Source organism: Segatella paludivivens DSM 17968 = JCM 13650 (assembly GCF_000373185.1).
Classification (GTDB): domain Bacteria; phylum Bacteroidota; class Bacteroidia; order Bacteroidales; family Bacteroidaceae; genus Prevotella; species Prevotella paludivivens.
Genome location: NZ_KB890647.1, coordinates 1 through 26,315, shown reverse-complemented (window position 1 = coordinate 26,315; position 26,315 = coordinate 1). Strand labels below are relative to the sequence as shown.

The window sequence follows — 26,315 nt, the reverse complement described above, 5'->3', positions numbered from 1 at the left end:
CAAGAAATAAAAATATTCCTGTGATTAGTATTTATTAACATCTATGGGGCTTAATCAATATTTTTAATGGATTACAAGTAATGTTAGGAAACATAATAACGTTAAAACGTAGACTTATTTATATAATATGTTTACGTAATAACGTTACTAAGTATATGTCGTTAAATCAAGTTCTCAATTTAACCATATAACACTATTTCTTGTCACGAATAGGATTCCATCCTTGTGCCTCTAGCTGAAATTCATTGTTGTCGCGAGTAGATAGAATGCATCCTAGACTTTCTTTTGTGATGTAACCTATTTGGCGTATGCCTTTTATATTCTTAATCTTCTCGTGATCTCCAATAGGAACTGTGAATAGTAGCTCGTAATCTTCACCACCATTTAATGCACAGGTAGTGAGGTTCATGTTGAACTGTTCGGCAGCAACCGCAGTTTGATAGTCAATAGGTATTTCTTTTTCATATACACGGCAACCGCAATGACTTTGATTGCAGATATGCAGAAGTTCACTGCTAAGTCCGTCAGAGATATCAATCATTGCAGTTGGCTTTATATTAGCTTTGCGCAATTCATCAATAATATCGCCGCGTGCTTCAGGTTTCAGTTGTCTGTCAAGAAGATATTCCTTTCCTGCAAAATCAGGTTGGAAGTCTTCCACTTCTTTTCTCTGTGCTCTTAGAGCAGCAAGCTTAGCCTCATCTTTTGCAGCTTGAGCTTCGCGTACCTTTTTATTATATTCTTCAATTTGCGAATAATATACTGCTTTTTCTCTTTCAAGAATTTGCAGACCCATGTATGATGCACCGAGATCACCAGAAACACATATGAGATCGGTTTCGTTGGCTCCGTTTCTGTATACGATATCCTCATCAGCAGCTTCACCAAGACAAGTGATACTAATGGCAAGACCAGTCTTTGATGAAGTGGTGTCACCACCGACAACATCTATATTCCATTTGGCACATGCTTCATGCAGTCCTGCATAGAATTCGTCCAAGTCTTCTACAGTGAATCTTTTTCCAAGAGCAATGCTCACCACAATTTGATTCGGTGTGCCATTCATGGCAAATATGTCGCTAATGTTTACCATTGCAGACTTATAGCCAAGAGTGTGCATGTCGATATAAGTTAGATCGAAATGTATGCCCTCCATTAACATGTCACTAGTGACAAGAACTTTCTTATTGGGATAATGAAGTACGGCGCAGTCATCACCTACGCCATACTTAGTACTTGTATTCTTTGGTTCTATATCTTTTGTGAGTCGGTGAATAAGTCCGAACTCTCCAAGTTTAGAAATCTCAGTCATTTAATATTCCTATTCAATAATATAATAATAGTAGTGTTATGAGCGACGAATCATTTCACGCATGATTTCTGTCATCTTTGGCTGTGCAGCATTTGCTGCTTTCTGGACATCCTCATGACTAACTTCAACAGGAACGTCGAAGCCTCCAAGGTCTGTGATGATACTGATACCAAATACCTTTATGCCACAGTGATGTGCAACGATAACCTCAGGAACTGTACTCATACCTACTGCATCGGCACCAAGCAAGTGGTACATTCTGTATTCAGCAGGAGTCTCGAAAGTAGGTCCCTGAACTCCCATGTAAATGCCATGCATAAGGCGAATACCTTTCTCCTTTGCAATTTCGTTAGCCAGTTCAATAAGAGTGTGGTCGTAAGCCTCGTGCATATCAGGGAAGCGTGGACCAGTAGGGAAGTTCTTTCCGTGAAGTGGATGCTCTGGGAAGAAATTGATATGGTCGTTGATAACCATGAGGTCACCAATCTTGAAATCAGGATTCATACCTCCAGATGCGTTGCTGACGAAGAGGGTGTCGATACCCAATTCATACATTACACGCTCAGGGAAGGTTACTTCTTTCATGTTGTAGCCCTCATAGAAATGGAAACGTCCCTCCATAGCCATGATGTCTTTGCCACCAAGTTTACCGAATATCAGTTTGCCTGCATGGCCCTCGACTGTAGAAACAGGGAAATTAGGAATTTCACTATATGGGAATTCGTAACTATCGGTTATTTCTGAAGCTAATTGTCCCAGACCCGTTCCCAGAATTATCGCTGTCTTTGGACTTGTTGTCATCCTTTCCTTTAGCCAGGATGCTGTTTCTTGAATTTTTTCGTACATAGTCTATGATTTTATCATTAAAAACACTTTCTTGGTTGAGCATGAACCTTACTTTGATAGGTAGAACATAAATATGACTTTTCACTTCATCATCAATTCCTTCGATATCTTCAAGTCGGGTTGCGTCTTTTTCCGTTGTTATAATAATCTTGTTTCCCTTGATGTTTGCGAAAGCTTGATTTATTCTTTCTGCATCTTTTGACGTAAACTGATGGTGATCGGCAAAAGACAAAGGAGTTATGCTTGTGACATATTTTTGAATGTCGATGATTATCTGCTTTGGTGAAGCTATTCCTGAAACAAGCAGTACGTTTTTACCTTTCAACTGCTGCTTCGTGATTTTATTTTCTTCCTTATTGAATAATGGATACGGCGTATCATAGTCAATCGTAGAGAAGAACAGACTTTGATATGGATAAAGGTCCATTGACTTTGTCAGGACTCTGAATTCCATAGGCTTCAAGTCTTTTGGGCACTTCGTGATGATAACGATGTCTGCACGGTTCTTTCCTGATAATGGTTCACGCAGTCTTCCAGCAGGCAACAACTTGTCATAGATGATGAGTCGATGATAGTCTACTAAAAGAATGTTTATACCAGGTTTTACATATCTGTGCTGAAAAGCATCATCAAGCAATATCACATCAGTATCCTTACGATCATTGATGATATTCTCTATACCTCTTGTTCTTTTATGGTCAACTGCAACATTTATGCCAGAAAATTTCTTCTTCATCTGAAAAGGTTCATCGCCAATATCTCTCATCGTACTGTTTTTGTCAGCCAAGATATATCCATGTGTCTTTCTTTTGTAGCCTCGTGAAAGTACGGCAATTTTAGCTTCATCTTGAAGAAGCCTTATCAAATATTCCACATGAGGAGTCTTACCAGATCCTCCAACAGTGATGTTGCCAACTGATATAACCGGTATATCATAGGAGTGTTGTTTAAGCACTCCTATTTCAAATAGTTTATTGCGAAAGCCGACTCCTATTCCATAGAGCCAACTAAGTGGCAATAACCAATCGTATATGTGAATAAAATCTCCTTCAGTTCTCATAATAATTATTTAATCTTGATGATATATGGCAGGCGTGCCTGAACTTTGTCCATGTGTTCAAAATCACTAACGATTTTAAATGGCTCATAATATTCGCCAAGCAACATCTGTAAATGTTCGTCCAGATTATTATAATCGTTTTGTTCTGTATTTAATATTTGCTCAAAAATACTTTTTGGTGCAGGATAAGAACATGTCTTATAATCATTATCCTTTGCTAGTTTGGCAGCTTTCGCGATAGCTTTGTCAAGTCCGCCCAACTCGTCGACAAGTTTAATCTTTACAGCATCTTCGCCAAGCCAAACTCTACCTTGTGCAATATTCTCAACTTGATCTAAAGTCATGTGTCTTCCTTCAGCAACTCTTTTCTTAAAGATCATGTATCCATGATTTACATTATTCTGCAATAGTCCCACCTGTTCAGATGTGAATGGATGACCATTTGCTCCAAACACAGAATTGCGATTGGTCTTTACTTCAGCATAGTTTATTCCGAGCTTCTTTGTATATAATTCGCTCATATCTCCAAACAAACCGAAGATACCAATGCTACCAGTAATCGTTGAAGGGTCGGCAACAATCCAGTTTGCAATGCTGCTGATATAATATCCTCCAGATGCAGCAGCACCACTCATGGAAACTACTACAGGCTTAACTTTCTTAAGTTCAGCAATCTGATGCCATATCTGTTCAGAAGCGTAAGCAGAGCCTCCACCTGAATTGACACGTATTACAACAGCCTCTACATTATTATCGTTTGCAAGGTCTTCCAGATCCTTGCACATATCTTTTCCTACAATCTGATGTCCGTTACTGAAAACGCTTTGAGGAGAAGCCTCGTCAACGATGTCACCATAAGCATAATATACCGCAATATGTTTGCCTGTTGCAATATCATCGCTTCCAGCCATATCATCTACACTAACCTGATTGACAGTCTCGTCTTGGTCAATAGCCAGCATCTTCTTGATTTTTGATTTCACCTCATCGTTATACATCAGGCCATCAACCATCTTGTATTTTACAATGTTTTCTGCGTCTTCAAGCATAATAGCTCTGTCGGCATAAGCATTAAGGGAGTCTTTGTTTATGTTTCTGTTTTTTGAAACTGTATTTAGAATAGTACTCCACCATCCATTGATATATCTTTCTGTCTGTTCGCGGTCAGCAGCGCTCATGTTATCAGCGGTGAGAGTTTCGACAGCACTCTTATATTTACCAACTTTAGTAGTGACAAATTTAATTCCGAATTTAGCCAAAAGATTCTTGTAGTAAACTTTTTCGCCACCGATACCAATCCAGTTTACCATGCCCTCTTTGTTCATATAAACTTTATCAGCAGCAGAAGATATATAATAACTCAATGTGCTGAATTGCTCTCCGTAGGCAACAATCCATTTTCCAGATTTCTTGAAATCAAGTAGCGTGTTTTGTATTTCTTCCGCCTGTGCCAAATCAGCACCTAGTTGGCCAGCCTCGATATATATACCTTTGATATTTTTATCGTCTTTAGCCTTACGTATAGCTTTCACTGTGTTTTCAAAACTCAGTCCTGATATACCGTTGATATTGTTCATTATCTTGTCTTCAGACTGTTCTGTCATCTGACCGTCAAGTTTTATTACCAATACTGATTTGTCTTTAATGTCATTCGTGGCAGTAGAAGCAACGCCGATACCAATAATACATAATATCCCAAAGAAAGACATTACAACTCCAAAGAGAAATATGCCTAGCATAGTGGCAAAGACGTTTTTAAAGAAATCTTTCATATGTTTTATTTTCCAGTTTAAATTAGTTATTATATATACTATGTGCAAAGATAAATAAATTAATTTATAAATTACGATTAGTTGTGTTTATTTTAATAAAAATCATTATCTTTGCGCTATGGAAACAAACAAAAAAATACTATTTACATTGTCATTATTGTTGTATTTTGTGTGTTGTAATGCTCAAAACACGACTCGTAATTTTGTGTTGAAAATATCTGAAGATGGCGAGTCTACACTTGCCGCTTATCTTCCGACTAAACCATCTGGTAGGGCGGTCGTTTGTTTGCCTGGTGGTGGGTACACTCATCTTGCAATAGATAACGAGGGAAATAACTGGGCTGATTTCTTTAATCGCAAAGGAATCGCTTTTTTTGTGTTGAAATATAGAATGCCAAAGGGTGATAGAAACATCCCGATATCAGATGCAATGAAATCAATGGAAACTGTAAGAGACAGTGCTGCGTGTTGGAATATAAATCCTTATGATGTAGGTATTATGGGTTCTTCAGCAGGTGGTCATTTAGCATCAGTTATTTCAACAAAAGCTGATTTCTATGCACGTCCAAATTTCAGTATTTTATTCTATCCTGTCATCTCGATGGATAAGAGTAAATCACACGTAGGCTCATGTGATAATTTCTTGGGTAGTGGTGTGAATAATAAAGAACTTGTAAATGAGTTCTCAACTGATATGCAGGTACGTACTCATCTTACTCCAGAGGCTGTGATATTCTTGGCTAATGATGATGGCGGAGTTCCACCATTGACAAATGGACTTGCTTATTATGCTGCTATGCGAAGAAACGGTAATAAATGTTCGCTGCATATATACCCTACAGGTGGACATGGATTCGGATTCAAAAAAGAATTTGCATATCATGAACAATTGCTAAATGATCTTTCTACATGGTTGGATAATCATAAATCTCCGTCAAAGGATGCCATAAGAGTGGCATGTATCGGAAACAGTATAACTGATGGTTATGGAATAGACATGGCAGATGAAAAGGGATACCCTGCTATGCTTCAGGATCAACTTGGTGATAAGTATGATGTGAAGAACTATGGAGTAAGTGCACGCACGCTGATGAAGAAGGGTAATTTGCCTTATGTTAAAGAACTTGCTTGGCGTGATGCTAAGGCTTTCAATCCAAATATTGTGATTGTTAAACTGGGTACAAATGACAGTAAACCAGAAAACTGGCAGTTTAATTCTACTTACCAAAAGGATTTGGAAGCTATGGTAGATACATTGAAATCACTTCCTGCAAAGCCTCAGGTGTATTTGGCAACTCCAATACCTGCTTTTAAAGGAACATGGAATATCAATGATTCTGTTATTGTGAATGGAATTATTCCTATTATAAAGAAGGTCGCAAAGAAAAAAAGATGTAAAATAATAGACCTCCACACTGAATATTCTCAATATGGAGGTCTGGTTCAGGCAGACGGAATACATCCGAATGCCAAAGGTGCAGCCAAAATGGCTGACATAATATTTAATTCCCTCTCTTGCGAGTCACAGAGAAAGACTGTCTGCGGAAAATAAAAATAGGAATAACGCATCCTGCAACCATTCCGAACATTACCAATATAGTGAGCGTAGAGTTATGGAAGAAATCACCAACATTTTTGATTGTGAATTCTGTAGATTGTCTTACTATATTGATAGTGTTTATGATTGATTTATATGCAAACATACCAGGAACCATTGGAAGAAGTGCAGGGAAGGCAAAACCTTCAGCAGGGTAGTGGAGATGCATAGCGAAAGGAATTGCTAACAGTCCGATTGTAAATCCAGCTATTGTAGAGGCTGAAACTTGGTCAAGCATCAATGAAGGATAGTGCATGAGGAAGTATCTTATACCATGACCTACACATGCTAAGAATGCTGAATAGGCAAGGGCTTTGCGCGGTGGATTTGATATTACTGCAAATCCTAAACCTGCAATGGCTGCATACAAACCGTCGGCAACAGATGCTAAAAGTATGTTTGGACGAACTACCTTCGTAACTATAGTTATATCAATACCCAAAACCATTACCGTTATTGAAAGTCCCAATGCAATACATATAATAAGAAGTGAGGCATTGGTAATTCTCGCTATTCCGTTAAGTGCATTGTGATCAATGATGTCCATGACTCCATTGATAAGGGGAACTCCCGGAACAAGGTAGAGCATAGACGTACCTAATGATATGTCTTCTGTGCCTCCATGAATAAACAAAATATCTGTTGCTCCAATCAAAGTACTGATGAATGAACAAATGGTGAATATTGCGAGAACATTCCATTTTCGTTTAGTGAGTTGTTGTCTGACGAAGAATCCTATAAATGTAGCAATCCAGACGATAGCCATAGAAGTAAAATTACCGTCGAAAAGTCTACAGAAACATGCGTTAGCAAATGAAACAAGTATTAATACTGTCCATGGACTTTCACGTGGTTCGCTAATTACATTATTGAACTTTTTCCATAATTCAGAAAGTGATAGTTTTTTATCAACAGCTTCCCATGATAAATGTGATAGCTTCATGTTGATTTTGAAGTTCAGTCCCATAGACGGAGTCTTCTTCACATAAGTGTATGAATGCTCTCGCCCTTCGTCATGCAACGTAATGCTGATGGTTTTAGGGAACATCATTATGTTACACCAATATCCAAAAGACTTAGCGATACGTATCGTGTTAGCTTGGATACGTGATGTCTGAACTCCTACGGCTTCCAGAGTGGATGCGTATTCTGCAAGAAATATCGTTGTTTCTTTTAGAGATTTGTGAGCTTCATTACTGATTTCAGTAGGCTCGCTTGATTGTGAAAAATTGCTCATGAAAGTTTAATACCTATGTTATATTTTATAATTTGCTGCAAAATTAGTAAAAATCTGCCAAATATGACATATAATTTACTGCCAATTTTGTCAGATATGTTAATTGGCACATTTTTAGCATATAGTTTGGCATATAAATATTAGTTTAAAATTTAAAAACATAAGAATTATGAACATTAAACCATTATCAGACAGAGTGCTGGTACTTCCTGAACCAGCTGAAGAAAAAGTAGGTGGAATCATCATTCCTGATACAGCTAAAGAAAAGCCACAACGTGGTAAAGTCGTAGCTGCCGGTCATGGTACAAAGGACGAACCTATGATTCTAAAAGAGAATGATGTCGTGCTTTATGGAAAGTATGCTGGAACAGAATTGGAATATCAGGGTGAAAAGTATCTTATGATGCGTCAGAGTGATATACTTGCAGTTCTTGCAGAATAATTTAATGTGTAATTTTAATTTATAATAATCATGGCAAAAGATATTAAGTTTGATGTAGAGGCACGTGACCTCTTGAAGCAGGGTGTAGATCAATTGGCTGATGCCGTAAAAGTAACATTAGGTCCTAAAGGACGCAACGTAGTAATCGAAAAGAAGTTTGGTGCTCCTCAGATTACAAAGGATGGTGTTACCGTAGCAAAGGAAATTGAACTTGAAAATCATTTCGAGAATACTGGTGCACAGCTTGTAAAGAGCGTAGCCAGCAAGACTGGTGATGATGCAGGTGACGGAACAACAACTGCAACAATACTTACTCAGGCTATTGTAGCAGAAGGCTTGAAAAATGTAACTGCAGGCGCTAATCCAATGGATTTGAAGCGTGGTATCGATAAGGCTGTTAAGGCTGTTGTTGATTTCATTAAGAATAATGCAGAACTTGTAGGTGACAACTATGATAAGATTGAGCAGGTAGCAACAGTTTCAGCAAACAATGACCCTGAAATAGGTAAGCTTCTTGCTGATGCAATGCGCAAAGTTTCTAAAGATGGTGTTATCACTATTGAGGAAAGCAAGAGCCGTGATACTCATATCGACGTTGTTGAGGGTATGCAGTTTGATCGTGGTTATCTTTCTGGATATTTCGTAACAGACGCAGACAAGATGGAGTGTGTTATGGAAAACCCATATATCCTTATTTATGATAAGAAGATCAGTAACCTTAAAGACTTCTTGCCAATTCTACAGCCAGCTGCAGAAAGTGGACGTCCATTGATGGTTATTGCTGAAGACGTAGATTCTGAGGCTCTTACAACATTGGTTGTAAACCGTCTTCGTGGTGGTTTGAAGATTTGTGCTGTTAAGGCTCCTGGATTTGGTGATCGTCGCAAAGCAATGCTTGAGGACATCGCAGTTCTTACAGGTGGTGTAGTTATCAGTGAGGATAAGGGCTTGAAACTTGAGCAGGCTACTCTTGAAATGCTTGGAAGCGCAGAGAAAGTTACCGTCACAAAGGATAACACAACTATCGTAAGTGGTCATGGTGTAAAAGAAAATATACAGGAGCGTGTAGCTCAGATTAAAAATGAAATTGCTAACACAACAAGTTCTTATGATAAGGAGAAACTTCAAGAGCGTCTTGCTAAACTTTCAGGTGGTGTAGCTGTACTCTATGTAGGTGCTAACTCTGAGGTTGAGATGAAGGAAAAGAAGGATCGTGTAGACGATGCTCTTTGTGCAACACGTGCTGCAATGGAGGAAGGTGTTGTTGCCGGTGGTGGTACAACATATATCCGTGCTCTTACTGCGTTGAAAGACCTTAAAGGTGACAGCGCTGATGAGCAGACAGGTATTAACATTGTTGAACGTGCTATCACATCTCCTCTTCGTCAGATTGTTGCAAATGCAGGTGGAGAAGGTTCAGTTGTTGTTAACAAAGTAGCTGAAGGCAAGGGTGATTTCGGTTATAACGCACGTACTGATAAGTATGAGGATATGCGTAAGGCTGGTATTATTGATCCTGCTAAGGTTGCTCGTGTTGCACTTGAAAATGCAGCTTCAATAGCTGGATTATTCCTTACAACAGAATGCTTGATTACAGATAAACCAGAACCTAAGTCTGCTGCTCCTGTAGCACAGTCAGGAATGGGTGGAATGATGTAATGAAATTTGTAAACTGAATATAACATAAAAAGGGGCTAATCATAAGATTACGCTCCTTTTTTTTATTTATTTGCTAATAATTATAAAAAAAAGCCACAAACCTTTTGAATGTATTGGAAAAAACTATATCTTTGCAATAGTTAAGATAAAAAAGTATCGGATTAAATCCGAAAAAGATATTTTTTTGATTTGTTTTAGTAGATTAGTTTTTAAGTAGTTTGTTTTTGAAAATCGGTTGTCGTGATGACATCCGATTTTTTTTTGTATCTTTGCAGAATGAAAATGAATATCAATTGGAAGCGATGGGCTGTTATGGCACTTGTTGCCTTTCTGCTTATAATATTAACAAGGTCATTCTTTATGTCCTTAGGTATATTTATGATATTGTTGCTAATAGACAATTTGTTAGGACAGTGGGAGGAAAAACGCAAGAACAAAGATAAAGACTGATGTTCTTGTACATGTAGATGAATAAACAAAATATCACTTATGCAAAAGTTAACGAAATTATATGTTGATTATAAAGGAGAAGAACCTGTAAATATAGAAAAGCTTCCTGGAGCTGGAAGCAACAGACAGTATTATCGTTTTGTGGATAAGGATGGGGGAACTATTATCGGCGTTGTTGGTACGAGTAGAGATGAGAACCATGCTTTTATATATTTGGATAATCATTTCTCAATGAGAAAACTTCCTGTACCAAAAGTTTTGGCTGTTAGCAATGATGAGTTGCGCTATTTACAGACCGATCTGGGAAATTCATCTTTATTTGATGCAATAAATGGCGGAAGAGAAGCTGACGGAAGATATAATCAGAAAGAACAGCAACTGTTGGTAAAGACTATTAGGGAATTGCCTAAGATTCAGATTGAAGGCGCACGCGAACTGGATTGGGCTAATTGCTATCCACAACCTGAATTTGACAAAGAAGGCGTACTCTTTGATTTAAACTATTTCAAGTATTGTTTTCTTAAAGCTACAGGACTAGACTTTCATGAGCTTAAACTTGAAGCTAATTTTAGAATGTTTGCCAAAGATTTGACTTCTGAAGATTGTGACAGTTTTCTTTATCGTGATTTTCAGGCGCGCAATATAATGCTAGATGAAAATGATAATCCATACTTTATTGACTTTCAAGGAGGACGAAAGGGGCCTTATTATTACGATGTCGCTTCTTTCTTATGGCAGGCTTCAGCAAAGTATTCGTTCAAACTTCGTCGTAAACTTGTCTATGAATATTATGATTCGTTGAAAAATTACACAGAGGTTCCTTCTGAACGTCATTTCGTTGATAGATTGAGCTTGTTTGTTTTGTTTCGTACTCTTCAGGTTTTAGGAGCGTATGGTTTCAGAGGATATTTTGAACGTAAAAAGCATTTTCTGGATTCAATACCTCCAGCAATGGATAATCTGCGTGAACTTCTAAAGCTTAATCCCAATATATTCCCTTATCCATATATGATGGATATGTTGAAGAAACTTACTGAAATGCCACAGTTCTCACATATTGAAGAGCCTGCACACAACAGAGCTGATGGATATAAGATAACAGACAGTAACGTTTATGTGGCACATTCGCAAGACGGTCCTGCAACATTCTCAAGTTATGACGATAAAGGACCTTTGGTTGTAAATGTGAATAGCTTCTCATTTAGAAAGGGAATCCCTGATGATCCTTCTGGAAACGGTGGAGGTTACGTGTTTGATTGCCGTAGTACTCATAATCCAGGTCGTTACGAACCATATAAGAAACTTACCGGACTTGATGAACCCGTTATTCGATTCCTTGAAGATGATGGTGAGATATTGACGTTCCTTGATGAAGTGTATAAACTCGCTGATCATCATGTCATGAGATATATTCAGCGTGGATTCACTAACTTGATGTTTTCTTTTGGTTGTACAGGTGGTCAGCATAGATCTGTATATAGTGCACAGCATCTAGCAGAGCATATTCATGAGAAATTTGGAATAGAAGTACATGTGAATCATCGTGAACAGAATATACAGCAGATATTACAGAAAAAGTAAAGAGAAGTCTGCTCACTATATTTATTATTCTTGATTCAACATTTTCATATTTAAAACAATGTATACAGAATTATTTTCCAAAAGGAAAAACTCTTGTATGCGTAAATGATAATAATCAGTATATCCTTACATAATATGGCGGATATACTGATTATCGTATATAGACATAACGCTGTTTATAAAAGAATAGAGTTCTTACGCATATTGCCGAATGATGTAGTGGTAGGGATAAAATCAATTACTCTACAATAAATTTTGTCATCTCGTGAAAAATGGTTATATTTGCACGCATTAAAAAAGAAAATGATGCAAGCAATGATTTTCGCAGCAGGATTGGGTACTCGCCTAAAACCTCTTACCGATAGTATGCCAAAGGCGTTGGTAAGAGTTGGAGGAGAGCCGCTGCTCAAACGCGTAATCTTTCGATTGAAAGATGCCGGATTCAATTCAATAATAATTAATGTACATCATTTTGCAAGTCAGATAATAGATTATTTAAAGGAGAATGATAATTTCGGACTTGATATAAAAATCAGTGATGAAACTTCAGGATTGCTTGAAACCGGTGGTGGTATAAAGAAAGCCATACCTTTATTTAATCCAAATGATCAGATACTCATACACAATGTAGACATCTTGAGTAATGTAGATTTAAAGAAATTTTATAGTGTAGATCGTCGTGTCATGTGTAAGTCTTGTGGAGTTCCGCATCGTCAGGCTGGGGCAGTATTGCTTGTTAGCTGGCGAAAGACAAAGAGGTATCTGATGTTTAATGATGACATGCTTCTTGTCGGTTGGGTTAATATCGAAACCGGTGAGATTAAGAGTCCTTATGCAGAAGTTATATCTTCTACGGTAGATAAGCTTCGTGAAAATTATAATATGTATGCTTTTTCGGGTATACATTCTTTCTCTCCTCAACTGTTCCCATTCATGTCTGATTATCCAGAAAAGTTCCCTATCATGGATTTTTATCTGCAAAACTGCGATAAGATAGCTATTAAGGGATACGTGAAAGATGACCTGAAACTGATGGATGTCGGAAAACTCGATACGATTGATAATGCGGAAACTTTTCTTGAGGAATTGAATCAATAAAGAAACTATATATTTAATCAAACAATTAATATGCAACAGAAGATTATTATTCTTGACTTCGGTTCACAGACAACACAACTTATTGGTCGTCGTGTACGTGAATTGGACACCTTCTGCGAAATCTTACCTTACAACAAATTCCCAAAGAATGATCCAAACATCATTGGTGTAATTCTTAGTGGAAGTCCTTATTCTGTTCATGATAAGGAGGCGTTTACGGCTGATTTGAGCCAATTTATAGGCAAGTATCCTGTTTTGGGTATATGCTATGGTGCTCAGTTCATCTCATTTGCCAATGGTGGAAAGGTTGAGCAGACCGGTACCCGTGAGTACGGTCGTGCAAATCTTGAGACAATAGACTTGGAAACTCCTATTTTCAAGGATTTCAAGAAAGGTTCACAGGTTTGGATGAGCCATGGTGATACGATCACCGCTATTCCTGAAGGCTTTCATATCACAGGTTCTACAGCCGACGTGAAATATGCAGCTTTTGCTAATGAGGAGAAACGTGTATGGTGTGTACAGTTTCATCCGGAAGTATTCCATTCTACTCAGGGCACACAGTTGCTGAAAAATTTCGTTGTTGATATTTGTAAGAGTAAGCAGGAATGGAGTCCAGCTTCATTTGTTGAAAGTACTGTTGAGGAACTGAAAGCACAATTAGGCAATGATCGTGTTATTCTTGGTCTTTCAGGCGGTGTAGACTCTTCTGTTTGCGCTACATTGCTCAATAAGGCTATAGGCAAAAACCTTACTTGTATATTCGTTGATCATGGTATGCTTCGTAAGAACGAGTTTGCTAAGGTTATGGAAGCATATAGTGGACTTGGTTTGAATGTAATTGGTGTTGATGCGAGCGAGAAGTTCTTTAAAGATCTTGAAGGCGTTTCTGATCCAGAAACAAAGCGCAAGATTATAGGACGTGACTTCGTTGAGGTATTTAATGCTGAAGCTAAAAAAATTGTTGACGCTAAATGGTTGGCACAGGGTACAATATACCCAGACCGTATAGAGAGTCTAAGCATTACTGGTATGGTTATCAAGAGTCATCATAATGTAGGCGGACTTCCTAAAGAAATGAAACTTCAACTTTGTGAGCCATTGCAATGGTTGTTTAAGGATGAAGTTCGTAGAGTTGGTCGCCAGTTGCAGATGCCAGAGCGCTTAATCAATCGTCATCCTTTCCCTGGACCTGGACTTGCAGTTCGTATCCTCGGTGATATTACGCGTGAGAAAGTGCGTATTCTTCAGGATGCTGATGATATATATATTGAGGAAATGCACAACTATGTATGTGAAGACGGAGACTCTTTATATAATAAAGTTTGGCAGGCAGGAACAGTTCTTCTCTCTACTATCCGTAGCGTAGGAGTTATGGGTGATGAGCGAACATACGAGCATCCTGTAGCATTGCGTGCAGTTACTAGTATGGATGCAATGACAGCAGATTGGGCTCACCTTCCTTATGATTTCATGGCTAAAGTGTCAAATGAGATAATTAATAAAGTCAAGGGTGTGAACAGAGTATGCTATGACATCTCTTCAAAACCACCATCTACAATAGAATGGGAATAAAATTCCGTTATAAATAAAAATGACCTCAATTCTTTGGTTGAGGTCATTTTGTTTATTTATATGTTTTATTAGAATTGATATCCTACAATAATTCCGGCAGAGATATTAACCGTATTTATTTTAAAAAGTTCATCAAGGACCTTTCCAAAATCGTTGTCAGACTGATACAATTTCTTGAAACCGCTTTCCACAAAAGCTCCAAGTTTGATCTTGTTTTTGTAAGTGTATTGTAATTCTGAATCAAATCCGTAATCCCAACGGCTTGTAGACATACCGTTATTTTCAAACGGACTATACTTTGTCTGACGCCTAATGCCATTCTCTATTTCTGTCATAGTTCCATTTCCGTTAGTTCCGTAAGCGATATAAGGGCCTACAAGAATTTGCCATTTGCTATTAATAACATTTAGTCTGCCAATCCTTATGCCTAGTCGTAATGGTAAAGTGATGTAATTTGCATGAAAAAAAGACTCCTTGGAATTTGTATATTGTGTTCCATCCTCTTCATAACTGTAATTTTCTTTTGTCACTCTATGCCTGTTTGATAAATATAATCCTGGCACAACAGATAGTCTGCTTGATATAGGAATGTCCGCATTACCACCTATACGCCATGAAAAATTTGGAGAATACTGTGGTCCTGCTTCAACACTGAATTTGGTCTGTGAGTTCATGTCTGATGTTGCCATTATCATCAATAATGCAATAATTACTTTTTTCATTCGGTTGTTTGTTATAGTCTCATAACGTTAGTCATAGTTTTCAATTATTTTTGTCAGTATTCTGCTTTTCTTTCAATAGATCACGTATTTCTGATAGCAATTGTTCTTCTTTTGAAGGAGCTGCTGGCTTCTTGTCTTTATTGTTATTAGTGATCCTGTTTATGGTCTTTACGATCAAAAATACGCAGAATGCGACAATGATGAAGTTAAGCAGAGCTTGTAGAAAATGCCCATAGTTTATTGTTACAGAAGGAATCTTTTCCATTCCAGGAATGTATACAGAAGGCAATTTGAATTTTAAGTCAGAGAAGTTTACTCCTTTGATTAGCCAACCAATAGGAGGCATTATGATGTCATCTACAATACTACTTACTATTTTGCCGAAAGCGGCGCCGATGATGATACCGATAGCCATGTCTACAGCATTGCCTTTTACGGCAAACACTTTAAATTCACTGATGAATTTACCCATAAATATACTTTTTAAATTAATTACTAAATGTTTTTTTGTAATATAGAGTTGTCACTTTTGGATACAACAAAACCAAAGTTTGTTATAAGGTTTAATGAACTCGCCTTTTTTATATAAATTAATATAGCTTTGAAGTGCAAATATAGAAATAATTTTGTATCTTTGCGCTCGGAAATACGAAAAAAAGCAATGCGGTGTTATATTTTTGATGTTTCGACAATAACAAGTTTCGCTGCTATTTGCTTAAATAGGTATTAAGTTTAAGGATATATATTTTTAACCCTTTAAAATATAAAAGTAAAATGATTAAAATTGGTATTAACGGTTTCGGTCGTATTGGCCGTTTCGTTTTCCGTGCAACTCTTGAAGAGGCAAACGCAAAAGATGTAGTAGTAGTAGGTATCAACGACCTTTGTCCTGTTGATTACTTGGCTTACATGCTTAAGTACGATACAATGCACGGTCAGTTCCAGGGAACTATCGAGGCTAATGTTGAGAAGTCTCAGCTAATCGTTAACGGTAACGTTATCCGTGTAACTGCAGAGCGCAACCCAGCTGACTTGAAGTGGGACGCTGTTGGTGCTGAATACGTTGTTGAGTCTACAGGTCTTTTCCTTACAAAGGAGAAGAGCCAGGGTCACATCGACGCAGGTGCTAAGTATGTAGTTATGTCAGCTCCTTCTAAGGATGATACCCCAATGTTTGTTTGTGGTGTAAACTTCGACAAATATGTTAAGGGTGCTAAGTTCGTTTCTAACGCTTCTTGTACTACTAACTGTCTTGCTCCTATCGCTAAGGTTCTTAACGATAAGTTCGGTATCGCTGATGGTTTGATGACAACTGTACACTCTACAACAGCTACACAGAAGACTGTTGACGGTCCTTCTGTAAAGGATTGGCGTGGTGGTCGTGCTGCTTCTGGCAACATTATCCCTTCTTCTACTGGTGCTGCTAAGGCTGTAGGCAAGGTTATCCCTGAGCTTAACGGTAAGTTGACTGGTATGTCTATGCGTGTTCCTACTCTTGATGTATCTGTTGTTGACCTTACAGTTAACTTGGTTAAGCCTGCTACATACGCAGAGATTTGTGCTGCAATGAAGGCTGCTTCTGAGAAAGAGCTTGCTGGCGTTCTTGGTTATACTGAAGAGGCTGTAGTTTCTTCTGATTTCCTTGGTTGCCCATTGACATCTATCTTCGACGCTAAGGCTGGTATCGCTCTTACTGATACATTCGTAAAGGTTGTATCTTGGTATGACAACGAGATTGGTTATAGCCACAAGGTTGTTGAGCTTATCAAGCACATGGCTAAGGTTAACGGTTAATTCTCGGTTAATCCTATCCAAAAATAAAATTACTGCCGTTCAGCATTGCTGAACGGCTTTTTTTTTATAATTTTGTACCATGAACAAAATGATTACCATTCTAGGACCTACTGCAAGTGGAAAGACAAGTCTTGCCGCAGCTCTTGCTTTTGACCTTGATGCCGAAATTATAAGTGCTGATAGCAGACAGGTATATAAAGGTATGGATATAGGCACAGGAAAGGATTTGGATGACTATGTTGTGAATGGTCGCCACATTCCTTACCATCTTATAGATATATGTGAACCTGGTAGCAAATATAATTTATTCAGATATCAGGAAGATTTTATGTGTGCCTATAATGACATAACTGGTAGGGGAGTGACACCTATTTTATGTGGTGGCACAGGACTTTATATAGAATCGGTATTAAAGGGATACAGCTTGTCACCTGTTCCACAGAATGAGGAATTACGTAAAAGTCTTTCGGGTAAGTCTCTTGATGAACTTACCTTGATGTTGAGTGACTTGAAGAATCAAAATCATAGCGTAATGCATAATAAGACGGATGTAGATTCTTGTCAAAGGGCTATAAGGGCAATAGAGATAGAGACTTATAATCTTGATAACCCGATGCCTAAAAGAGCTTGTCCGCCTATAGATTCTGTGATTATAGGTGTTAATATAGACCGTGAAGTGCGTCGTGCCAAAATATCAGACAGACTTGTAAAGCGTCTGGATGAAGGTATGGTTGATGAAATAAAAAGTATTCTTGCAAGTGGAGTCCCTGCTGAAAACCTTATTTATTATGGTTTGGAATATAAGTATATCACAGAATATGTAATAGGTAAGACTAGTTATGACGAAATGTTGCATGGCTTGGAAATCGCAATTCATCAGTTTGCTAAACGACAGATGACATGGTTTCGCGGTATGGAGCGAAGGGGATTTGGCATTAATTGGATTGATGCCCTTTTGCCTATGGACGAGAAAATTAATAAGATAAAGAAAATAATGAATTTATGATGACAGAAAACCGTTGGGGAGTGCTTTATTGCCCAAAGCATGAAGGGCTTTCAAATCCATCTAAGCGATGGGAAAAGATAGAGAAGGCATTGCACGACAATAATGTTGATTATGATTTCGTGCAGAGTGAGAACTCAAAGAGTGTCGAGCGTCTTGTGAAGATGATGATCAATAATGGTTATAAAACTATCGTTATTGTTGGTGGTGACTCTGCTCTGAATGATTCCGTGAATTGTTTGATGGATGTAGAGAAAGATGTGCGCGATCAGATTTCACTGGGCGTTATCCCAAATGGTTTGATGAATGACTTTGCTCATTTCTGGGGATTCTCTGAAAGTGAGTATGATCAGTCAATAAAATGGATTAAGCAACATCGTGTGCGCAAGATTGATCTTGGGTGCATTCGATATTATAATAAAAGTGGTGAAGCATGTCATCGCTATTTTCTGAATTGTATTAACATAGGACTTATTGCTGCCATTATGAACTTGCGTCGTAAGACTCGTCATTTCTTTGGATCACGTACTGTGTCTTTCATGTTTTCTTTTGCCATGATGATATTCCAGCGTTTGGAATACAAAATGCACATGAAGATAAACACTGATGAATTGCAACGTAAGATGATGACAGTCTGTGTGGGTAATTCTACAGGTTATGGTCAGACTCCTAATGCAGTTCCTTATAACGGTATGCTTGATGTATCAGTAGTCTATCATTCAGAGTTGACCCAGATATTGGAAGGATTATATTTATTCTTGCGTGGTAAGTTCCTTAATCACAAGAGCGTGCATCCATATCGAACACGAGAGATTGAAGTCTTTGACGTTCAAAGAGCTATGGTGGGTGTTGACGGACGATTGATGAATACACCTGTTGGTCCATTCAAAATTAATGTAGAGCAGGAAGTGATAAACTTTCTTATTCCGGAATAATCGTATAGATTATCCCATTTGGCTTATTCTTAATATCTCGTCGCTGTTAATGAGTTTGATTTTTCTACCATCAATAGCGATAAGTTTTTCGTTGGCGAAAGCCGAAAGTGTGCGGATAGCGTTGCTTGTAGTCATGTTTGACAGATTTGCCAAATCTTCACGACTTAAGTATATGCTTAATGTATATCCGTCTTCCTCAATACCATAACTTTCTTTGAGGAAGATAAGTGATTCTGCAAGACGCCCGCGTATATGTTTTTGGGTTAGATTGACTGTACGATCGTCGCTATATCCTAGTTGCTTTGATAAGTATTTAATGAAGAACAGACTAATGTTAAAGTTGCTCTTCATTAGTTTCATTATTACAGGCATTGAAAAGAATGCAACAACAGAAGGCTCAAATGCCATAGCAGCAGTTTTGTAGTCTTCATCTGCAAAATAGGCTCTGAATCCAAAAAACTCTATTGGTTTTATGATTCTTAAAATCTGATTGCGTCCACCTATGCCAACCTTGAATATCTTTACCTTGCCCTGCACAAGACACATCATTCTTGTAGGACCGTCAAAGTCTTTGTAAATTAGTTGGTTTCTCTTGAATTTTTGGACACAGATATCATCGGAGAGAATATTTATCTCTTCGTCTGTAAGCGGTTGCCATAGCTCGGAAATGGCTCGAACTATAGCCGAATTGTTGTTGTCCTTTTTAAAAGCCATATATATCTAGAGAGATGTAATATAAATATTACCTTGGCAAAATTAATAAAAAAACTTAGAAATGAGTATTTATTTTGACTAAAAATATATTGTATAACATAAAAATAAGCGTTTTTACAAAAAAAGTTTGACACTAAATTTGTAGACTGAACATTTTTTGTTAACTTTGAACTCATGTAGAGTTTATCTAATGTAAAGGTAAATACTCGCAAAACACAATATAAAATATTTTAAACCTTAATAGAGAACTATGAGTTATTTAAAATTTGAAAAAGCTCTGATGACGAATCTCCAAGAGTCATTACCTAGAGAGTTGCTTCGCACCAACCGCTCTGGAGCTTACTCTTGTTCCACTATTGTCGACTGTAATACCAGGAAGTATCATGGTCTGCTTGTCGTTCCGGTTCCTGAACTGGATGATGACAATCATGTATTGCTTTCATCACTGGATGTTACGGTGGTTCAGCATGGCGCTGAATTTAATATGGGACTTCATAAGTATCAAGGTAATAACTACAGTCCAAAGGGACATAAGTATATCAAAGAGTTTGATTGCAATAAGGTTCCTACTACTATTTATCGTGTAGGTGGAGTAATCTTGAAAAAGGAAGTCGTGTTTCAGCATTATGAGGACAGAATTTTGATTCGCTATACGCTTGTTGATGCCCATTCTTCTACAATATTAAGAATACGTCCGTTCCTTGCTTTTCGCAGTGTAAGACAGTTTACTCACGAGAATTCCGTTGCTAGCAGAGATTATCAGTCTGTCGACAATGGAATAAAGACTTGTATGTATCCCGGTTATCCGGAATTGTTTATGCAGTTCAGTAAGGAAAACGAGTTCATGTTTAAGCCTGATTGGTATCGTGGTGTGGAATATCCAAAGGAGCAGGAACGTGGATATGCCTCTGATGAGGATCTTTATGTTCCAGGATATTTCGAGTTAGACATAAAGAAAGGCGAAAGCATTGTCTTTGCTGCTTCTATTTCTGAAAGTTCTACAGACACTTTGAATGAACTGTTTGATACCGAGGTAGATAAACGTACGCCAAGAGATAACTTCTTTCATTGTTTAGTCAATGCCGCTCATCAATTCCATATTCATGAGAAAAACGATGACAGGTATATTCTTGCAGGTTATCCATGGTTCAAATGCCGTGCTCGTGACATGTTTATCTCTTTACCGGGACTCACTCTTTCTATTGAAGAGCAGTATTATTATGAACTTGTGATGAAGACCGCCCAAAAAGGACTTGATGAGTTTATGGAAGGTAAACCGCTTTCGGTAAAGATTTATGAAATGGAACAGCCTGATGTACCGTTGTGGGCTATATGGTGTCTGCAACAGTATGCAAAGGAAGCCGGTATGCAGAAATGCTTAGAGATGTACGGACCTTTCATGAAGCGTATAATGACGTTTATAGAAAAAGGTAATCATCCTAATCTTAAGATTATGGATAATGCTCTTGTCTATACCAATGGTACTGATAAGGCCGTAACTTGGATGAACTCTACTGTGAATGGCAAACCTGTTGTGCCTCGTACTGGATATATTGTTGAGTTTAATGCTTTATGGTATAATGCACTAAAGTTTTGCGCATCAATAGCCATTCTTGCTAAAAAGAATAAGGAAGCCGAACACTTGGAAAAAATGGCTGAAAAATGCCGCAAGTCTTTCCTTGATATGTTCATGAATGAATATGGTTATCTGTTTGATTATGTAGGTGGAAATGACAAGGACTGGAGTGTAAGACCAAATATGATTTTCGCTGTTGCCTTGGATTATTCTCCTTTAGAGCAGGACCAGAAAAAGAGCGTGTTGGATGTCTGTACACGTGAACTTCTTACTCCTAAGGGATTGCGTTCGCTGTCTCCAAAGAGTGGAGGATATAATCCTATGTATGTAGGTCCGCAGCCACAACGCGATTATGCTTATCATCAAGGCACAGCGTGGCCTTGGCTTGGAGGTTTCTATATGGAAGCCTGCCTTAAACTCTATAAACGTACTAGACTGAGCTTCATTGAGCGACAGATGGTAGGATATGAAGATGAAATGCTTAATCACTGTATAGGTACTATTCCTGAACTCTTTGATGGCAATCCACCTTTCAATGGTCGAGGGGCTATATCATTCGCAATGAATGTGGCAGAGATACTTCGTACTCTCGAGCTTCTTGAAAAGTATAACTTTAAATAAATAGGAGGAGATACAATATGAAAGTATTAATGTTCGGATGGGAATATCCTCCTCACGTATATGGTGGACTGGCAACAGCTAATTATGGAATTACCGAGGGACTACATGCCCAAGGTGATGTTGATATAACTTTATGCCTTCCTAAACCTTGGGGAGACGAGGATAAGACGCCAGCAAAGATTGTGGCAATGAACTGCGTGCCGATTGCTTGGCGTGATGTTGATTATGACTACGTAAAGAATAAAATCGGTAACATAATGTCACCGGAGCTTTATTATAAACTTCGTGATCATATCTATGGCGACTTCAATTATATGGGTGTCAATAATTTGGGTGCTATGGATTTCGCTGGTGGATATCCTGCTAACCTTCATGACGAGATAAACAATTATTCTGTAATTGCCGGAGTCGTGGCTAGGACAATGGATTTTGATATCATTCACGCTCACGATTGGCTTACTTATCCTGCTGGTATACATGCTAAATATGCTAGTGGCAAACCATTGTGCATACATGTTCACGCAACAGACTTTGATCGTAGCCGTGGACACGTTAATCCTACAGTGTATGGGATAGAAAAAAACGGTATGGATAATGCCGATTGCATCATGTGTGTGAGCGAACTCACACGCCAGACAGTTATAAATCAATATCATCAGGACCCACGTAAAGTGTTCACGGTTCATAATGCGGTGTATCCGTTAGAGAAAGAATTGCAGGATATTCCACGCCCAGATCATAAGGGTAAGGAGAAAGTTGTAACTTTCCTGGGACGACTTACAATGCAGAAAGGACCAGAGTATTTTGTTGAGGCTGCAAATATGGTTCTTCATCGCACTCGCAATGTACGTTTCTGTATGGCTGGTTCGGGTGACATGATGGATCAGATGATTTATCTTGCAGCAGAAAGAGGAATTGCAGATCGTTTCCACTTCCCTGGCTTTATGCGTGGAAAACAGGTATATGAATGTCTTAAGGATTCTGATGTTTATGTAATGCCTTCTGTGAGTGAGCCTTTTGGTATATCTCCGCTTGAAGCTATGCAATGCGGAACACCTACCATCATATCAAAACAGAGTGGATGTGCCGAAATTCTTACCAACTGTATAAAGGTAGACTACTGGGACATCAATTCGCTTGCTGATGCCATTTATAGCATCTGCCACAACGAGAGTCTATTTGATTATCTTTCTGTCCAAGGAAAGAATGAAGTTGATCAGATTACTTGGGAAAAGGTAGGCTTATGGATACGTGAACTCTATGAACGCACTTTGGGGTGGCGCTAGATAAACAAAATAAAGTTAAACAGTAAAAGTATATATAGCATGAAGACAATTTGTTTATATTTCGAAATACATCAGATTCTACATCTGAAAAGATATCGTTTCTTTGATATCGGTACTGATCATTATTATTATGATGATTACGAGAATGAAAGAACCATTACAGAGATTACAGAGCGTTCATATATGCCTGCGCTCAATGCGTTGCTTGATATGATCAAGGCTAATGGCGATTATTTCAAGGTAGCTTTCTCTCTTAGTGGTGTAGGCGTAGAACAGTTAGAGATGCATGCTCCACAAGTCTTGGAAAAGTTACAGGAACTCAATAATACTGGCTGCGTTGAATTTATTGCCGAACCTTATTCACATGGTCTGTCTTCACTTGTAAACGAGGATGGATTTGCCGAGGAGGTGAAGCGACAGTGCGCAAAGATGAATGAGTATTTTGGACAGTATCCAAAGGTGCTGCGTAACTCGTCGCTTATTTATAGTGATGATATCGGACTGAAGGTTTCTCAGATGGGATTCAAAGGTATGCTCACTGAGGGCGCAAAGCATGTATTAGGTTGGAAGTCTCCACATTATTTATATACTAGTGAGTTGGCTCCAAACTTGAAACTTCTGTTGCGTGATATAAATTTCAGCGATGACATTTCACTTCGTTTCAGCAATAAGGACTGGAGTGGCTATCCATTGTTTGCTGATACTTATATCAATCGTATTGCAGGGTTACCTCAAGAGGAACAGGTAGTAAACATATTTATGGAACTTTCTGCTCTTGGTATAGCTCAGCCTTTGTCTAGCAATATCCTTGAATTCTTTAAGGCTTTGCCTGCTTGTGCTAAAGCTAAAAATATAACATTCTCTACGCCGACAGAGATTTGTGAAAATGTAAAGGCTGTCGATTCGCTTAATGTACCAGACACGCTTAGTTGGACTGATGAAGAGCGTGATGTTAGTTCATGGCTAGGTAATCCTATGCAGCGTGAGGCTTTCAATAAGTTGTATAGTGTTGCCGATCGTGTACGTATAGCTAACGATCCTCGTATAAATCAGGATTGGGATTATTTGCAGGCTAGCAACAACTTCCGCTTTATGACGACGAAGCCTGCTGTTGTTGGTGTTGATCGTGGCATCTATAGCAGTCCTTTTGATGCCTTCACAAACTATATGAATATCCTTGGTGATTTCATCAATCGTGTCAACAATCTCTATTCTACCGACATTGATAATGACGAACTTGAAGGCTTGCTCACAACGATCAAGAATCAAGGTGATGAAATTGAGATGAAGGATAAGGAGATTTCTCGTCTTCAGGCTAAGATTGAAAAGATTGAGACTGAAGGCGATAAGTTCCGTGAACAGGTAGAAGGGAAGTGTACTACAAAAAAAGGTACTCCAAAGAAAGATACTACCAAGAAGTCTGCGGCAAAGAAATCTGCAACGAAGAAAGTCGGGAAGGAGCCTGTTACGAATTCTTCTAAAGAGTAATATATATAATTACTCTGATGTGATGATTTCGTCGTAGCTCAGTTGGGCTTATTCCCAATATGAGCTTATTATTTTATAGTGATAATTATTTTGAGATGGGAAGTCAGTAAAAACTGACTTCCCTTTTTTATTTATAGTTTAGTAAGGGTTGTATCACCGCCACCTATTTATATATCTTGTGTCAGTCATGATTCCCTTATTATCAGCTAAAAGAAAAAGCAATATATATTAAAGTTCACAGCACATTAGAATTTTGAAATTTTGTTGTTATGATTTTTTATTACGTTCCCACTAGTAATTGAAACTCAAAAAAATAAAAATACTAAAATGTTTATAACAACAAAAAAACTCCACTTTATATGTAAATTATTATATAATAGTTTGTTAACCCGTGGAGGTGTACCTCCACTGTCATCCACCTTTTTTGACCAAAAAATCTATTATTTCATAAGAGCCATATCATATAATGCAAATGGCCTAAAATATAATAAAGTAAAAATTATATGCTTATAAGTATTTCTAAAACATTTCTCCAATAAATTAAAAACGTTTGATCGATACGATGGAAACTTTATGTCGTAGGAATAGATACGTTTGATAATAGAAACAGAAATAAGAGTAAGTACAATAGTAGAATGGTATTGTATATGAAGCTTTATAAAAAAGTAATAAAGCACATAAACATAACGAACTCTGTATTTTTATTTTCGAAATACAAGATAGTAATAAGGGCCTTATCACTCTGCAGTTTACGAAGCAATAGCGAGTGATAAGGGCCATATCACTAAATGGATACATAGACTTTTATTTGATAGCCTATGCCTTAGATCTGTTAACAACAAAAAAAAGTCAGACAGATATAATAACTCTGTCTGACTTTCATTATTTGTATGATTTATCTTCTATTCTTTATTTAAAATATCTTTGAGTAAATCAGGTAACTTAATGTTCTCACAATTAATTACTGATAGAGCCTTTTTGCCCTTAGGTGTCAATGAAAAATACATTTGTCGCTTGTCTGTATTTCCAATAACACGTTTGATCATGCCTTTATTTTCTACAGACTTAATAACTTTGGATGTGTTAGATGTTGTCAATCCAAGAGAGTCGGCGATTTCACCAGATGAAAGTTTCGAGGTTTTTGATAGACAACATAATAACATGCCTTCATTGAGACATAAGTTATATGTTTTTTCCATCTCAGCTTCAAATGCTGCTACGGCTCTATTTATTTCTCTTATTTTACATAATGTTTCCATCTTGTTTGGGTACGTCAACTGAACTGTGTCATAGTATCTGATTTCTTTAGTCCTTAACCTCAGATGGGGGATGCGATTTTTAATCGCATTTCACAGATGAGGAGAAAATCACGGCAGCAAAGTTACATAATCTGAAACCTATCACCAAATTTTATAGCTAGTTGTTGCGCACTCTGTCCCCAATTTACCAATGGTCTTATCCATTTCTTCTTTATATTTCGGTATGCCAGATACACTAATTTCTCCAATGCTGCATCACTAGGAAACACACCTTTGGTCTTTGTAATC

Annotated in this window: 22 protein-coding genes and 1 pseudogene; 13 read left to right on the top strand and 10 right to left on the bottom strand. The window is 37.8% G+C overall.

Going from position 1 to position 26,315, the window contains the following annotated elements; translation table 11 throughout:
• Window positions 1-193: 193 nt before the first annotated feature.
• From thiL to sppA, 4 genes are read right to left on the bottom strand one after another with little or no spacing between them, the layout of a single operon-like run.
• Window positions 194-1,312, bottom strand: coding sequence for a thiamine-phosphate kinase (gene thiL / locus B045_RS0108035; protein WP_018463763.1), 1,119 nt, complete (start codon window positions 1,310-1,312; stop codon window positions 194-196).
• Between the two features lie 36 nt (window positions 1,313-1,348).
• Window positions 1,349-2,158: a purine-nucleoside phosphorylase gene (locus tag B045_RS0108030; protein ID WP_081618614.1), complete on the bottom strand. Its 810-nt coding sequence runs from the start codon at window positions 2,156-2,158 to the stop codon at window positions 1,349-1,351.
• Window positions 2,040-3,218 (bottom strand): tetraacyldisaccharide 4'-kinase, encoded by a 1,179-nt coding sequence (gene lpxK, locus B045_RS0108025; RefSeq protein WP_018463761.1) that lies wholly within the window; start codon window positions 3,216-3,218, stop codon window positions 2,040-2,042. The genes B045_RS0108030 and lpxK overlap by 119 nt, the downstream gene beginning before the upstream one ends.
• Window positions 3,219-3,223: 5 nt before the next feature.
• Window positions 3,224-4,990: a signal peptide peptidase SppA gene (sppA, locus tag B045_RS0108020; RefSeq protein WP_025884167.1), complete on the bottom strand. Its 1,767-nt coding sequence runs from the start codon at window positions 4,988-4,990 to the stop codon at window positions 3,224-3,226.
• 118 nt (window positions 4,991-5,108) lie between these two features.
• Between sppA and axeA1 the strand changes: the two genes are divergently transcribed.
• Window positions 5,109-6,542, top strand: coding sequence for an acetylxylan esterase AxeA1 (gene axeA1, locus B045_RS0108015; RefSeq protein ID WP_018463759.1), 1,434 nt, complete (start codon window positions 5,109-5,111; stop codon window positions 6,540-6,542).
• Here the strand turns inward: axeA1 and B045_RS0108010 are convergent.
• Entirely contained in the window at window positions 6,493-7,824 is a 1,332-nt protein-coding gene (locus tag B045_RS0108010; protein WP_018463758.1) for a threonine/serine exporter family protein, read from the bottom strand. The genes axeA1 and B045_RS0108010 overlap by 50 nt on opposite strands.
• Before the next feature lie 169 nt (window positions 7,825-7,993).
• Here B045_RS0108010 and B045_RS0108005 point away from each other — a divergent pair, with 169 nt between their 5' ends.
• The 6 genes from B045_RS0108005 to guaA all read left to right on the top strand — a co-directional run bounded on the left by B045_RS0108005 (window position 7,994) and on the right by guaA (window position 14,629).
• Window positions 7,994-8,266, top strand: a complete 273-nt coding sequence (locus B045_RS0108005; protein WP_018463757.1) for a co-chaperone GroES — start codon at window positions 7,994-7,996, stop codon at window positions 8,264-8,266.
• 30 nt (window positions 8,267-8,296) lie between these two features.
• Window positions 8,297-9,925 (top strand): chaperonin GroEL, encoded by a 1,629-nt coding sequence (gene groL / locus B045_RS0108000; RefSeq protein ID WP_018463756.1) that lies wholly within the window; start codon window positions 8,297-8,299, stop codon window positions 9,923-9,925.
• 276 nt (window positions 9,926-10,201) lie between these two features.
• A complete protein-coding gene (locus tag B045_RS15440) occupies window positions 10,202-10,375 on the top strand; it encodes a hypothetical protein (RefSeq protein ID WP_018463755.1) in 174 nt (57 codons plus the stop codon).
• 39 nt (window positions 10,376-10,414) lie between these two features.
• The gene (locus B045_RS0107990; RefSeq protein WP_018463754.1) at window positions 10,415-11,956 is read left to right on the top strand and encodes a RapZ C-terminal domain-containing protein; all 1,542 of its coding nucleotides are present in this window, start codon (window positions 10,415-10,417) and stop codon (window positions 11,954-11,956) included.
• Window positions 11,957-12,259: 303 nt separating this feature from the next.
• A complete protein-coding gene (locus B045_RS0107985; protein ID WP_018463753.1) occupies window positions 12,260-13,054 on the top strand; it encodes a sugar phosphate nucleotidyltransferase in 795 nt (264 codons plus the stop codon).
• A 30-nt stretch (window positions 13,055-13,084) separates the two neighbouring features.
• Window positions 13,085-14,629 carry a glutamine-hydrolyzing GMP synthase gene (gene guaA / locus B045_RS0107980; RefSeq protein ID WP_018463752.1) on the top strand — a complete coding sequence of 515 codons (1,545 nt, stop codon included), beginning with the start codon at window positions 13,085-13,087 and terminating at the stop codon, window positions 14,627-14,629.
• Between the two features lie 68 nt (window positions 14,630-14,697).
• Here the strand turns inward: guaA and B045_RS0107975 are convergent, their stop codons facing one another.
• Both B045_RS0107975 and mscL read right to left on the bottom strand, forming a co-directional pair.
• The gene (locus B045_RS0107975; protein WP_081618613.1) at window positions 14,698-15,351 is read right to left on the bottom strand and encodes an outer membrane beta-barrel protein; all 654 of its coding nucleotides are present in this window, start codon (window positions 15,349-15,351) and stop codon (window positions 14,698-14,700) included.
• Window positions 15,352-15,391: 40 nt separating this feature from the next.
• Window positions 15,392-15,823, bottom strand: coding sequence for a large-conductance mechanosensitive channel protein MscL (gene mscL / locus B045_RS0107970; protein WP_018463750.1), 432 nt, complete (start codon window positions 15,821-15,823; stop codon window positions 15,392-15,394).
• 302 nt (window positions 15,824-16,125) lie between these two features.
• Here mscL and gap point away from each other — a divergent pair, with 302 nt between their 5' ends.
• The 3 genes from gap (at window position 16,126) to B045_RS0107955 (ending at window position 19,083) form a co-directional block, all read left to right on the top strand.
• Window positions 16,126-17,145: a type I glyceraldehyde-3-phosphate dehydrogenase gene (gap, locus tag B045_RS0107965; protein WP_018463749.1), complete on the top strand. Its 1,020-nt coding sequence runs from the start codon at window positions 16,126-16,128 to the stop codon at window positions 17,143-17,145.
• A gap of 79 nt (window positions 17,146-17,224) precedes the next feature.
• A complete protein-coding gene (gene miaA, locus B045_RS0107960; RefSeq protein WP_018463748.1) occupies window positions 17,225-18,151 on the top strand; it encodes a tRNA (adenosine(37)-N6)-dimethylallyltransferase MiaA in 927 nt (308 codons plus the stop codon).
• The gene (locus B045_RS0107955) at window positions 18,148-19,083 is read left to right on the top strand and encodes a diacylglycerol/lipid kinase family protein (protein ID WP_018463747.1); all 936 of its coding nucleotides are present in this window, start codon (window positions 18,148-18,150) and stop codon (window positions 19,081-19,083) included. Before miaA ends, B045_RS0107955 begins: the two co-directional genes overlap by 4 nt.
• A 9-nt stretch (window positions 19,084-19,092) precedes the next feature.
• Here B045_RS0107955 and B045_RS0107950 read toward each other — a convergent pair whose 3' ends face one another.
• The gene (locus B045_RS0107950; RefSeq protein WP_018463746.1) at window positions 19,093-19,797 is read right to left on the bottom strand and encodes a Crp/Fnr family transcriptional regulator; all 705 of its coding nucleotides are present in this window, start codon (window positions 19,795-19,797) and stop codon (window positions 19,093-19,095) included.
• A gap of 250 nt (window positions 19,798-20,047) precedes the next feature.
• On the opposite strand from B045_RS0107950, the gene B045_RS0107945 reads away from it, so the two are divergent.
• Genes B045_RS0107945 through B045_RS0107935 form a run of 3 tightly spaced genes read left to right on the top strand, consistent with a single transcriptional unit; the run spans window position 20,048 to window position 24,768 of the window.
• Window positions 20,048-21,994, top strand: coding sequence for a glycogen debranching enzyme N-terminal domain-containing protein (locus tag B045_RS0107945; RefSeq protein WP_205619112.1), 1,947 nt, complete (start codon window positions 20,048-20,050; stop codon window positions 21,992-21,994).
• A 17-nt stretch (window positions 21,995-22,011) separates the two neighbouring features.
• Complete coding sequence (locus B045_RS0107940) at window positions 22,012-23,280, top strand: glycosyltransferase family 4 protein (RefSeq protein ID WP_018463744.1); 1,269 nt, start codon at window positions 22,012-22,014, stop codon at window positions 23,278-23,280.
• Window positions 23,281-23,319: 39 nt separating this feature from the next.
• The gene (locus tag B045_RS0107935; RefSeq protein WP_018463743.1) at window positions 23,320-24,768 is read left to right on the top strand and encodes a glycoside hydrolase family 57 protein; all 1,449 of its coding nucleotides are present in this window, start codon (window positions 23,320-23,322) and stop codon (window positions 24,766-24,768) included.
• A gap of 902 nt (window positions 24,769-25,670) precedes the next feature.
• Here the strand turns inward: B045_RS0107935 and B045_RS0107930 are convergent.
• Window positions 25,671-26,027: a MarR family winged helix-turn-helix transcriptional regulator gene (locus B045_RS0107930; RefSeq protein ID WP_018463742.1), complete on the bottom strand. Its 357-nt coding sequence runs from the start codon at window positions 26,025-26,027 to the stop codon at window positions 25,671-25,673.
• Between the two features lie 122 nt (window positions 26,028-26,149).
• Window positions 26,150-26,315 (bottom strand): annotated as a pseudogene (locus tag B045_RS15080) (IS256 family transposase); the annotation flags it as partial.

What these genes read in the sequence shown, in the direction of transcription:
- thiL (WP_018463763.1), bottom strand. Translation starts at nt 1,312, where the DNA reads ATGACTGAGATTTCTAAACTTGGAGAGTTCGGACTTATTCACCGACTC.
- lpxK (WP_018463761.1), bottom strand. Translation starts at nt 3,218, where the DNA reads ATGAGAACTGAAGGAGATTTTATTCACATATACGATTGGTTATTGCCA.
- sppA (WP_025884167.1), bottom strand. Translation starts at nt 4,990, where the DNA reads ATGAAAGATTTCTTTAAAAACGTCTTTGCCACTATGCTAGGCATATTT.
- B045_RS0107935 (WP_018463743.1), top strand. Translation starts at nt 23,320, where the DNA reads ATGAAGACAATTTGTTTATATTTCGAAATACATCAGATTCTACATCTG.
- groL (WP_018463756.1), top strand. Translation starts at nt 8,297, where the DNA reads ATGGCAAAAGATATTAAGTTTGATGTAGAGGCACGTGACCTCTTGAAG.
- B045_RS0107930 (WP_018463742.1), bottom strand. Translation starts at nt 26,027, where the DNA reads ATGGAAACATTATGTAAAATAAGAGAAATAAATAGAGCCGTAGCAGCA.
- mscL (WP_018463750.1), bottom strand. Translation starts at nt 15,823, where the DNA reads ATGGGTAAATTCATCAGTGAATTTAAAGTGTTTGCCGTAAAAGGCAAT.
- guaA (WP_018463752.1), top strand. Translation starts at nt 13,085, where the DNA reads ATGCAACAGAAGATTATTATTCTTGACTTCGGTTCACAGACAACACAA.
- B045_RS0108010 (WP_018463758.1), bottom strand. Translation starts at nt 7,824, where the DNA reads ATGAGCAATTTTTCACAATCAAGCGAGCCTACTGAAATCAGTAATGAA.
- gap (WP_018463749.1), top strand. Translation starts at nt 16,126, where the DNA reads ATGATTAAAATTGGTATTAACGGTTTCGGTCGTATTGGCCGTTTCGTT.
- axeA1 (WP_018463759.1), top strand. Translation starts at nt 5,109, where the DNA reads ATGGAAACAAACAAAAAAATACTATTTACATTGTCATTATTGTTGTAT.
- B045_RS15440 (WP_018463755.1), top strand. Translation starts at nt 10,202, where the DNA reads ATGAAAATGAATATCAATTGGAAGCGATGGGCTGTTATGGCACTTGTT.
- miaA (WP_018463748.1), top strand. Translation starts at nt 17,225, where the DNA reads ATGAACAAAATGATTACCATTCTAGGACCTACTGCAAGTGGAAAGACA.
- B045_RS0107945 (WP_205619112.1), top strand. Translation starts at nt 20,048, where the DNA reads ATGAGTTATTTAAAATTTGAAAAAGCTCTGATGACGAATCTCCAAGAG.
- B045_RS0108030 (WP_081618614.1), bottom strand. Translation starts at nt 2,158, where the DNA reads ATGTACGAAAAAATTCAAGAAACAGCATCCTGGCTAAAGGAAAGGATG.
- B045_RS0107955 (WP_018463747.1), top strand. Translation starts at nt 18,148, where the DNA reads ATGATGACAGAAAACCGTTGGGGAGTGCTTTATTGCCCAAAGCATGAA.
- B045_RS0107990 (WP_018463754.1), top strand. Translation starts at nt 10,415, where the DNA reads ATGCAAAAGTTAACGAAATTATATGTTGATTATAAAGGAGAAGAACCT.
- B045_RS0108005 (WP_018463757.1), top strand. Translation starts at nt 7,994, where the DNA reads ATGAACATTAAACCATTATCAGACAGAGTGCTGGTACTTCCTGAACCA.
- B045_RS0107940 (WP_018463744.1), top strand. Translation starts at nt 22,012, where the DNA reads ATGAAAGTATTAATGTTCGGATGGGAATATCCTCCTCACGTATATGGT.
- B045_RS0107985 (WP_018463753.1), top strand. Translation starts at nt 12,260, where the DNA reads ATGATGCAAGCAATGATTTTCGCAGCAGGATTGGGTACTCGCCTAAAA.
- B045_RS0107975 (WP_081618613.1), bottom strand. Translation starts at nt 15,351, where the DNA reads ATGAAAAAAGTAATTATTGCATTATTGATGATAATGGCAACATCAGAC.
- B045_RS0107950 (WP_018463746.1), bottom strand. Translation starts at nt 19,797, where the DNA reads ATGGCTTTTAAAAAGGACAACAACAATTCGGCTATAGTTCGAGCCATT.